Source organism: Atribacterota bacterium, from assembly GCA_028703475.1.
Classification (GTDB): Bacteria; Atribacterota; Phoenicimicrobiia; order Phoenicimicrobiales; family Stramentimicrobiaceae; genus JAQVMU01.
In genome coordinates this window covers 6,628-16,800 of sequence record JAQVMU010000032.1, presented here as the reverse complement: position 1 = coordinate 16,800, position 10,173 = coordinate 6,628, and the positions used below count along the sequence as shown (strand labels likewise).

Here is a 10,173-nt window from a genome sequence, read left to right as displayed (position 1 = left end):
AGCTATAAATCTAAATTAATGACTGATTAATAGTATTTTTATTGTGCAAGGTTCATTATTGTAAGCTTATAATAATAGTTTTAAGGCAGATAAAGAAGGCATTAATTATTTTTAATGCCTTCTTTTATTAATATATTTTATTGAGGACCTTGACAAAAAGATATTTCAGTCATAAAATGTTAATGGTAATCATTTTCATTAAGGAAGATTATAATAATGAATGGAAAATTTGGTAAAGGTCCGCCGGAAGGTTGGCCGGGTCATTTTAGAGGTAGAGGATATCGTGTGACTATACCCAGAAGAATTATATTACAGGTTCTGGGTAATGCGGAAAAGCATTTAAGTGCTGAGGAGATATATTTACGTGCTTATCAGTTATATCCTGCCATCGGGTTAACGACTGTTTACAGGACACTTGATTTATTGATAAGAAATGGTTTGGTTTTAAAAGTTGAATCCGGTGAAGGAAGGGCTAGATTTGAGTTGGCAGGCAGAAAAGAGGGTGTAAATTGTCATCAACATTTATTTTGTATGAATTGCCGAAGTTTTATAGATAGCAGTGATCTAACCGAAGATGAAATAGCTGTAATAAAAAAAATGAAGGAAAAGCTTTACAAAAAGTATGGTTTTACAGTAAAAAGCTGCATACTCCAATTTTATGGAGAATGTAAAAATTGTGGGAAAGAAAAATAATATTCAAAAAAGAAGGAGGTGTTTATTATGCCAGGTGGTGATAGAACTGGTCCTGCAGGCTTTGGTCCTATGAGTGGAAGAGCAGCCGGTTATTGTGCCGGTTATCCTGCTCCGGGTTATGCTAATCCTGTTGGTGGTCGCTTAGGAATGGGTTTTAGACGTGGATTTGGCCGTGGATTTGGCAGAGGTGCTGGTCGGGGCTTTCGACGAAGTGCCTTCTTAGGTTACCCGGCTTACCCTGCTTATACACCAGCATATCCTGCTTATGGGACTGACTACCCGTATCAGGGGAAAATGGACCCAAAACAGGAAATGGATTTGCTTCAGGCAGAAGCAGAGGATATCAAGGCCGAATTAGATGCAGTTAATAAAAGATTAGCTGAATTGAGGGAAGACAAAAAAGAAGGATAATTAAAATAATAAAAACAAATCACCGGTAATGATAAGAATTAACCGGTGATTTGTTTTTATTCTCAGGTAAAATTTTATAAATTTGCCATAAGGGGTATAATAAAAGATAGCAGTAATAAAAAGTAACAAAAAATAGTATAGATAGGAGTGTGTTTAATGAAAATAGCGATTACTTCTTCAGGACCCGAATTAAAGAGTGAAATCGACCCAAGATTTGGTAGATGTCCTTATTTTATAATTTATGATACTGACAACAAAAAATTCGAGGCAATTGAGAATAGCAATATGCGTGGAATGGGTGGAGTCGGAATACAGTCTGCCCAAATGATGGCTGATAAAGATGTAGAAGTTGTTATTAGCGGGAATTGTGGACCTAATGCATTTAGAACTATGGATGCTGCCGGTATACAGTTGATTTCCGGAGTATCCGGTACTGTTGAATCAGCCATTCAAGAATACATAAAAGGGAATTTAAAACCATCAAATCAATCAAATGTAGAACCACATTCAGGATTAAATTAAAGGTATAGTAGGAGAATTTTTATGGAAAAAATTGCAATAGCTGTTGATAATAATCAAGTGTCAGCTCATTTTGGCCGGTGCCCTTCTTTTGCGATTATTGAATTACAAGATCAAAAGGTCGTCAATCAGGAAATTATTCCCAATCCCGGCCATCGTACCGGTTTTTTACCTAAGTTTCTGGCTGAAAAAGGTGTTCATACAATTATTTGTGGTGGTATGGGCCGAAGAGCAATAGACCTTTTTAACGAGAAAGGAATAAAAGCAATTGTTGGCGTAAGTGGTGATATTGATGAAGTAATTCATAAATATCTTAAAGGCCAGTTAAAAGAAAGTGATTCATTATGTCAGCCTGGTGCAGGTAAGGGATATGGTATTGAAAAAGAGGATCATCATAAATAGTTATTTTACAGGAGGTGAAAAAAATGCCTAGAGGAGATGGAACAGGTCCAAGAGGTCAGGGTCCAGGGACTGGCAGAGGAATGGGAGGAAGAAATAATCCTTCAGGAAGATTTGCCCAGGGGGCAGGCCCAGGAGGAGAATGTGTATGTCCATCCTGTGGAACAGTTCAAGTTCATAGACCCGGACAACCCTGTACTGAGATAAAATGTCCAAAATGTGGAACTATGATGGTTAGAAAATAAGATTAATCATAATTTTACTTAAAATAATAGAATTCGTTTATATTGGACGAGGGAAGAAGAGGAATTTAAAAATTGAATAATACAAACAGCAAAGTTGATCAACAAAAAGCCCAGGAAGACATGAATAATAAACTAAAACAAAATATGTCTGACATAAAACATAAAATATTGGTTTTATCAAACAAAGGCGGTGTTGGAAAAAGCTCAGTATCAGTTAATTTGTCATGTGCTTTGGCTGAAAAGGGATATAAAGTTGGCTTACTGGATGCAGATCTCCATGGACCTTCTGTTGCCAAGATGTTAGGGTTTGAAGGAGAAAGATTAGCCGGAAACAATGGTTTTATTGAGCCAATAAAGGTAACAGAAAATTTAAAAGCTGTTTCTATGGCTTCCTTAATTAAGTCTCCTGATACACCCCTGGTCTGGAGAGGACCTTTAAAGGGAGTTGCAATTAAACAATTTTTGGCTGAGGTACATTGGGGAAAGCTTGACTTTTTAATCATTGATTCACCTCCCGGTACCGGAGATGAACCGCTATCTATTTGTCAGTTAATACCCGAATTGGATGGCGGGGTAATTGTGACTACTCCACAGGAGATTGCCTTGACTGATTCCCGAAAATGTATTCATTTCCTGAGGGATATCAATATTCCAATCTTAGGAATTATTGAGAATATGAGTGGATTTCGTTGTCCTAACTGTGGTGAGAAGATTGATTTATTTATGACCGGTGGCGGCAAAAAGGCAGCTGATGATTTTAAAGTGCCATTTTTGGGGGCTATTCCCATCGATGTACAAATGGTCAAATCCGGAGATCAGGGTCAACCTTTTATCTGCAGTAATGGAGAAAGTGAGACAGGTCAGGCTTTTGAGGAAATTGTTCAGGCAATCATATCTAAGATAAATATATAGCCTGAATAAATTGATGTATCAAACTAATATAGATTATGGATAGAATTATAATTTTTCCATGATCTATATTAGTTATTATTAAAGGCAGACAAGATAATTAGATTTATGTGTAAGAGTAAGAGCACTGGAAAAATTTGTCCATGGTTCTATTGTTGTCCAATAAAGGTATATGTAGAAAGACAATTAATAGAAAAAAAATGGACAGAACAATACTGTAAATTAAAATACTGGCGTTGTATAAGAAAAAAAATGCAGGACAAAAACCAATATCATCCAGATAATATGTTGCCTGATGGAACAATCAATACTCAACTATAAAATTATATCTATTGGTAGAGTATTGTTAATATATAGATTTATATTTAAGGAGTAAACAATGAAGACTTATTTGGACTGTATTCCATGCTTTTACCAGCAGGCATTAAGGGCGGCAAGAATATCTGGTGCCAATGAGGAGGTGCAAAAAGAAGTATTATACAGATTATCAGAGATGATACCTGATTTTTCCCTGGATACCTCACCTGTTCAGATGGGTAGAGAAATATATGCCATGATTAATAAAATTACCGGTAAAAAGGATCCTTATAGAGAACTAAAAGAAATAAGTAATAAGATGGCTCTTAAAATGTATCCGGAGATGAAAGTTAAAATGAAAGACGCAGATGACAAACTTCTAACAGCTGTCAAATTAGCAATTATTGGCAATATAATTGATTTTGGAATAAAAGATAGTGAAGAAGAAATTTATGACGAGATTAACAAGATGTTAAATATTGATTTTTATATCCAGGAAAGTGATTATCGAGAACATTTTGATTATTTATCTTTTCGAGAAAATTTATCTGAAGTCGATTCTATTTTATACCTTGCTGATAATGCAGGGGAGGTAGTATTTGATCGTATTTTAATTGAATATCTGGTAAATTGTTGCAATAAAACTGTTATTTACGCAGTAAGAGGAAAGCCGGTACTAAACGACGCCCTGGTTGATGATTCGATTATGTGTGGAATCAACCATTATGCTAATATTATTTCTAGTGGTGCAGATTCTCCCGGGGTTGCATTAAAGCATTGTTCGCCTGAATTTATGCGTATTTTTAATGAAGCTGAGATGATAATAAGCAAAGGCCAGGGTAATTATGAAGCACTTTCTGATGAGACATCGCCTTTATTTTTTTTATTAATTGCCAAATGTCCACTAATAGCCAGTCATATTGGATGTGATGTTGGAGATTTTATTTTGGAGAATCATTTAAAAAGAAAGATTATGCCAGTTGAAACTGCTGAAGGTAAAGATTTTTAAGAAAAATATGAGTATATGAGTAAAGTTTCAATTGAATTTTCTATCAAAAAAGCCAATGGTTTTACCTACATCCTATTAATCTATTATAATAAATCATGTGATATAGTAGTTGGAAGGTTAGGTCATGTCAAAATTAATAAGGGCTACTATATTTATATTGGTTCTGCTAAAAAAAATATTAATTCGCGCCTGAACAGGCATCTTTCAGCCAAAAAAAACAAGTTCTGGCATATTGATTATGTCCTCAGTAATCCATTTCCTTTTTTAATTGTCAATATTTGGACCAGTCAGGAATTAATAGAATGTCAAATATCAAAAGAACTGTTTAAGAGTAATTATTGTTATTTAGTAAAAAAAGGATTTGGTTCCTCAGATTGCCACTGTATTACACATTTTTTTAGAATAAGCAAAAATAAATTAGGTGCACTGGAAGATAAATTATTGGAAAAAAGGTTTGCCCCATTGATAGACAGGTAAGTAAATCTTTTCTATTTCTCAATTTATATATCTAAAAAATCCTAAAGACTTCATTTGGATAGTAAATATTTATAAAGTGCTGAATTTTTTACAATATTTCCTTGACAAAACAGAATTATGTTATACAATTTTATTGAGAATGATTTGCAATCACATTTGGAGTTAGGAATTTGTTTAAATACAAGGATAAATTTAAAGGCTTTTTAAAAGAAAGAGATTTAAAATATACGCCGGAGAGAAATGAGATTGTTGAAGCAATAATAAAGCTTCAAAATCATTTTGATGCAGAAGATATATATAAACAACTTAGAGAGCATAAGTCAAATGTTTCTCTTGCAACGGTATACAGGACAATCCCACTATTAATTGATTGTGGACTGATAACAGAGACATTTCATTGTAGGGATAAAGTTCTTTATGAAAAAATATATAACAAAAGACATCATGATCATTTGGTTTGTATAAATTGTGGAAAGATTATCGAGTTTTATAATGAAGATGTAGAAGCATTACAGAATGAGATTTGCCGAAATGACCAATTTTTAGCAACTGAACATCGTTTGGAAATTAAAGGTTATTGTAAAGAATGCCAGGGTAAATTAGATTTAAAAGGTAATCATTCTAAAAAATGAAATAGGATAATAAGAGGTTATATCAATCATGATAATTAGTTTAACAGATGTGAAATCAGGTAGCAGTGTTAAAGTTGTAAGAATCAGGGGAGGATTAAGCGTTAGGCAGAGATTAAGCTGTTTGGGAATACATCCCGGAGATACAATTTTTCTACAAAAATGTGGGTTTATGAGAGGCCCTGTTTTAGTAAATATACATGGAAATCAGGTTGCTTTAGGCAGGGGAATTGCTGCAAAAATATTGGTGGAGGTAGAAGCATGAAAATTGTTCTGGTGGGTCAGCCTAATTGCGGCAAAAGTACTATTTTTAATCATGTAGCCGGATATAAAGCAATTACCTCTAATTTTCCTGGCAAAACAGTTAAATTTAGCAGTAGCAAAATGACTTTTCAGGGGATGACCAGTGAAATAGTCGATTTACCCGGTACTTACTCACTGACTTCTTTTGATTTAGCTGAACTGGAAGCCCGTAAATATCTGTTAAGAGAAGAGGCAGATGTAGTTGTAAATGTTATAGATGCCTCATTGCTGGGAAGAGGACTGGAGTTAACATTACAATTATTGGAGTTGAATTTACCCACAGTAATTTGCCTTAACATGATTGATGAAGCTGAGGCAAAAGGAATAATTATTGATACTGAGAAACTTTCTCATTTATTAGGTGTACCGGTAGTTACTGCAATAGCTCATAAAGGTTGGGGACTTAATAAATTATTCGAAACTACATTTAAAATGGCTCAAAAACCAGTAAAGAGTGATTTTCAGCATTTTAGCAAAGATGTAGAAAATGCTATTAAAGGTTTAACCGGATATATAGAAAAAAATGCTTATGCCAAAGAATTAAATGTTACCCATCGTTTCCTGGCAACTAAGTTATTGGAAAATGACCAGCATTTTATCGATGAAATTAAGGAAACAGATGCCAGCTTTATTGAAGTTGTGCAAGATTACCAGCAACAACTGGAAAAATGCCGTGAAAGAAGTTCCGACGAGGTAATATCATCTGAACGTCACCATCTATCAATGCAGCTTTATGAATCAGTTGTGAAACTTTCTAAACCAAAAAAAGAGTTCAGAGATTACCTGGATAGTGTTTTAATGCACCCTGTTTTTGGCTATATTTCCCTGATAGGCATTTTGTATTTATTTTTTAATTTTGTATTTTATGTAGGGGCAATACTTGAAGAACCTCTGCTGGATTTCTTTTATCAATTTTTACCTTATGCGGAGCAGGTTTTGGGTGCTGATACTTTGTTATATCACATTGTTAATGGTGTTGTGCAAGGACTTGCCGGAGGTATTGCAATTGTCTTACCTTTTCTCTTCCCGTTTTTATTGGGACTGGCATTTCTGGAAGATACAGGGTATTTGCCCAGAGTTGCCTACCTGATGGATTCTTTCCTGCATAGAATCGGACTTCACGGGAAGGCTATTATACCGCTTATATTAGGATATGGATGTACAGTCCCAGCTGTTATGGCAACCAGGATTCTGGAATCAGAAAGAGACCGTTTTATTACTTCAGTTCTGACTACTATGATTCCATGTGCAGCTCGAATAACGATAGTTTTTGGTTTAGTTGCTTTTTATCTTGGACCAAAAGCAGCTATATTTGTCTTTGTTTTTAATATTGTTGTTGTTGCAATAGCCGGGTTAATTCTTTCTAAAATAATGCCGGAAATCACTCCCGGGATGATTTTGGAAATACCCGCATATCATATGCCCTCGATAAAGATACTATTATCAAAAGTATGGCTAAGAATGAAAGAGTTTATTGTAATTGCCTGGCCGTTATTGATTATCGGGAGTGTTGTTTTAAGTCTATTAAAACACTGGCATCTGGAAGAATTGATAAACAAACTGATATCGCCAGTTACTTTATTATTGGGATTGCCGGTGGCAGTAGGCGTAACACTAATCTTTGGTGTGTTAAGAAAAGAATTATCTATGGTTATGTTAGTTCAAGCCCTGGGAGTTACCGATATTAGTACAGTAATGAACTCAACACAGATTATGACTTTTACTGTCTTTGTTCTGTTTTATGTACCCTGTGTAGCAACAATTGCTGTTTTAATCAAGGAAATCGGTAGTAAAAGAACTATATTTACAATTATCTTTACATTTCTGATTGCAATTGTATTAGCAACAATAACCCGCATTGTTTACTGACAGATTTTAATGAAGGTCCATAATTATTATTTGTCTTAGTTGTTGTTGCGTTTATCAGAATAGGCCATTTCTTTATCCAGAAAATAACTGATAATTGTTCTTATACCTACAATACTGGCCAAAATAATTATTTCTTCCAAACTTGGTTGACTGATTGTCAGTATAATATCAGCAGCAATTAAAAATTCTAAACCAAGCAGAAGATATGAGCCAAAACGATGACGCAGAGTAGTTCGCTCATAATATGGTTTTAATCCCTTGAAACGTTTAAATTCTAATTTAATCAAATCAAAAAAAATAATAATGGCACCCCAGGTAATAATTAATATTGCCACAATACCAATGATGGTGGAAATTAGATTGACTATATAAATTAGCAACGCAGGTTTTACCATATATTATAATCCCCTTATTTTAAATTTAGAAAATTGCCTTAAAATTATTATAGGTATTATTTTTTTGCATTTCAATTCAAAATAGACTATTTAAACAACTTATTCTTCTAATTATTTTCTTGAAAAGCAGGATATATTGACAAATGAGCAAACTTAACGGATTTTTTACGCAAGCTTAGTTTGCCCCTGGCTGTCAGATCAGAGATAAATTGAAACTGTTGACGGGGATCCATCGGGTAGGCTTTAATACGATAATGAGTACCCCATGGTTTATCTTCCAGTAACACAATTACAGGTTGTGCCAGATTTATATAGGGACTGGTAAGAGCCACATTTTTCAATATTCTGCAAATCTGTTCCGGGTCATGATCAGGATCCAGGTAAAAATTGGCCACACATAGCAAATCCGGAGTATGGCTGTTAGCATTGTGTATAAGGTCAGTCCATATTTTCAAGTGTGGTATATAAACAGTGGTGTCATCAGGAGTAACGATTGTTACTACCCGGGTACCAATATGTTTTACTTCACCATAAACACCATTAACCTCAATCCAGTCTCCCGGACGATAAGGAAGTTCATAGGCAGCTACAATTCCGGCAAGAATGCTGCTTACATAATCTTTTAAAGCAAATCCAACCGCTACACCAGCAGCACTGAATATGGCAATCATATTTTGTAAGGTGGGCTCAATAATTAGTGGTATAATTCGCATTACGGCCATAATAAATAATAAGATTCGGATAGTTGGGATAAAAGCAAGAATCAGCAGACGACGCCCGCTATATAATTTTCCAGCTAACCATGGTAGAATTCTTTCAGCCAGCCAACTTAACCCTATTACAATTGCAATAACTATTATAATTTCAATTACAATATCAGTGGTTATTGGTTTCAATATCCCGGCAATTTGTTCAGAATTCATCTTCTTTTCCTTTACTTAAAATATATCTAATAGAAAAGCTCGATTATTAAGGAAATCCCTTACAGCCAGGTAGGCTTCTACATTAATTCCCCATTGATCTTCGTTATAGTTTAGAATGCCATATTGTTTTAATTGAAATAGCTGTAAATTTAATTCTTCTGCTGGTAGCATTGTCAATATTTCCTGTAATTGACTACTACTCAGATGACGATGCATTAAGACGGAATAAAGGATAAATGAAGTAATATCATTAGCTTCCCCGGGTAATTCTGGCAATTTTCGGTCCTCGTTTTGCTCAATAGACCTGACAGTAAGGGCAATACCTACGTTACCATGAACCCTTGCAGCGAGTTTTTGTAGTGACTTATTACCAGCATGAATACCGACCTGTTTTAATAATTCAGGACCGGCTGCTGCAAAACAATATACTTTTGAAAATTTTAATGGCCATATCCTTTGAATAAATGCAAACATCCAGCTGTCACAGACTACCAATCCTTTGCCGAATTCCCCAAATAATATTCTGGGTAATAATTCACGGATGAATGATAGACCATAAGAAGTACGAATCAGATATCGTGTCAGATCATTAATGAGCCAATTATTTTTATTCTTTTGTTCTTTCCACCATCCATCAATATCTAAATTACGAATTTTAGTATTATCCGGAGGAGTCAATATTTTCCATTTCTTTTGCTTTGCCCAATCACATGCAATATCATCTGTACTGCTAAAAGGAGGATCTAATAAAAAGCAAACGGTCGATTCCTTTTTTTTCGACCATTCATTAAGATGGTTATTCAATGCTTTTACAGCTGGTCTTCGATCAAATTCTTTCTTTACCGTTGATTGGTGATCATTATCATCTTCTTCTTCAGGTTCAGATTCATGTATTCCAAGTAATCGCAGTAAACTCTTCCATTGTTGCTGGACTTTTGTAACAGTTGGTGCAGCAGGAACATGGAAATCATCTGCATTAATGACTTGCCATTTATTTGAATCTGCCATACTATTTGAATATCCTTTCTTACTTCTTAAGCCCAAGTATATCTCAAATAACCCGTTCATACAATAGTTAGAATTTTTGATTAAAAA

15 protein-coding genes are annotated in these 10,173 nt (G+C 34.6%); 12 read left to right on the top strand and 3 right to left on the bottom strand.

The annotated features are described in order from the left end of the window. Positions 1–216 precede the first annotated feature (216 nt). The 12 genes from PHQ99_04975 (at position 217) to feoB (ending at position 7,760) form a co-directional block, all read left to right on the top strand. Positions 217–693 (top strand): Fur family transcriptional regulator, encoded by a 477-nt coding sequence (locus PHQ99_04975; protein ID MDD4288921.1) that lies wholly within the window; start codon positions 217–219, stop codon positions 691–693. A gap of 27 nt (positions 694–720) precedes the next feature. Continuing rightward, positions 721–1,104 carry a DUF5320 domain-containing protein gene (locus PHQ99_04970; GenBank protein ID MDD4288920.1) on the top strand — a complete coding sequence of 128 codons (384 nt, stop codon included), beginning with the start codon at positions 721–723 and terminating at the stop codon, positions 1,102–1,104. Positions 1,105–1,260: 156 nt separating this feature from the next. Beyond that, positions 1,261–1,626 carry a NifB/NifX family molybdenum-iron cluster-binding protein gene (locus PHQ99_04965; GenBank protein MDD4288919.1) on the top strand — a complete coding sequence of 122 codons (366 nt, stop codon included), beginning with the start codon at positions 1,261–1,263 and terminating at the stop codon, positions 1,624–1,626. Between the two features lie 21 nt (positions 1,627–1,647). Further along, positions 1,648–2,025 carry a NifB/NifX family molybdenum-iron cluster-binding protein gene (locus PHQ99_04960; GenBank protein ID MDD4288918.1) on the top strand — a complete coding sequence of 126 codons (378 nt, stop codon included), beginning with the start codon at positions 1,648–1,650 and terminating at the stop codon, positions 2,023–2,025. Between the two features lie 23 nt (positions 2,026–2,048). After that, positions 2,049–2,267 carry a hypothetical protein gene (locus PHQ99_04955; GenBank protein ID MDD4288917.1) on the top strand — a complete coding sequence of 73 codons (219 nt, stop codon included), beginning with the start codon at positions 2,049–2,051 and terminating at the stop codon, positions 2,265–2,267. A 72-nt stretch (positions 2,268–2,339) separates the two neighbouring features. Next, on the top strand, positions 2,340–3,179 hold the full coding sequence (locus PHQ99_04950; GenBank protein MDD4288916.1) for an Mrp/NBP35 family ATP-binding protein: 840 nt from the start codon (positions 2,340–2,342) through the stop codon (positions 3,177–3,179). A 105-nt stretch (positions 3,180–3,284) separates the two neighbouring features. Then, the gene (locus PHQ99_04945) at positions 3,285–3,497 is read left to right on the top strand and encodes a uracil-DNA glycosylase (GenBank protein ID MDD4288915.1); all 213 of its coding nucleotides are present in this window, start codon (positions 3,285–3,287) and stop codon (positions 3,495–3,497) included. A 58-nt stretch (positions 3,498–3,555) separates the two neighbouring features. Then, positions 3,556–4,482, top strand: coding sequence for an ARMT1-like domain-containing protein (locus PHQ99_04940; protein ID MDD4288914.1), 927 nt, complete (start codon positions 3,556–3,558; stop codon positions 4,480–4,482). Positions 4,483–4,497: 15 nt separating this feature from the next. After that, complete coding sequence (locus tag PHQ99_04935) at positions 4,498–4,959, top strand: GIY-YIG nuclease family protein (GenBank protein MDD4288913.1); 462 nt, start codon at positions 4,498–4,500, stop codon at positions 4,957–4,959. Positions 4,960–5,129: 170 nt separating this feature from the next. After that, positions 5,130–5,591 carry a Fur family transcriptional regulator gene (locus PHQ99_04930; GenBank protein MDD4288912.1) on the top strand — a complete coding sequence of 154 codons (462 nt, stop codon included), beginning with the start codon at positions 5,130–5,132 and terminating at the stop codon, positions 5,589–5,591. A gap of 28 nt (positions 5,592–5,619) precedes the next feature. After that, positions 5,620–5,853 carry a FeoA family protein gene (locus tag PHQ99_04925; GenBank protein ID MDD4288911.1) on the top strand — a complete coding sequence of 78 codons (234 nt, stop codon included), beginning with the start codon at positions 5,620–5,622 and terminating at the stop codon, positions 5,851–5,853. Next, complete coding sequence (feoB, locus tag PHQ99_04920; GenBank protein ID MDD4288910.1) at positions 5,850–7,760, top strand: ferrous iron transport protein B; 1,911 nt, start codon at positions 5,850–5,852, stop codon at positions 7,758–7,760. Before PHQ99_04925 ends, feoB begins: the two co-directional genes overlap by 4 nt. A 35-nt stretch (positions 7,761–7,795) precedes the next feature. Here feoB and PHQ99_04915 read toward each other — a convergent pair whose 3' ends face one another. The 3 genes from PHQ99_04915 to PHQ99_04905 form a co-directional block, all read right to left on the bottom strand. Then, on the bottom strand, positions 7,796–8,155 hold the full coding sequence (locus PHQ99_04915) for a DUF1622 domain-containing protein (GenBank protein ID MDD4288909.1): 360 nt from the start codon (positions 8,153–8,155) through the stop codon (positions 7,796–7,798). A 107-nt stretch (positions 8,156–8,262) separates the two neighbouring features. After that, a complete protein-coding gene (locus PHQ99_04910) occupies positions 8,263–9,078 on the bottom strand; it encodes a mechanosensitive ion channel (protein ID MDD4288908.1) in 816 nt (271 codons plus the stop codon). 15 nt (positions 9,079–9,093) lie between these two features. Then, positions 9,094–10,173: hypothetical protein (locus tag PHQ99_04905; GenBank protein MDD4288907.1), on the bottom strand; the 1,080-nt coding region annotated here is incomplete at its 5' end.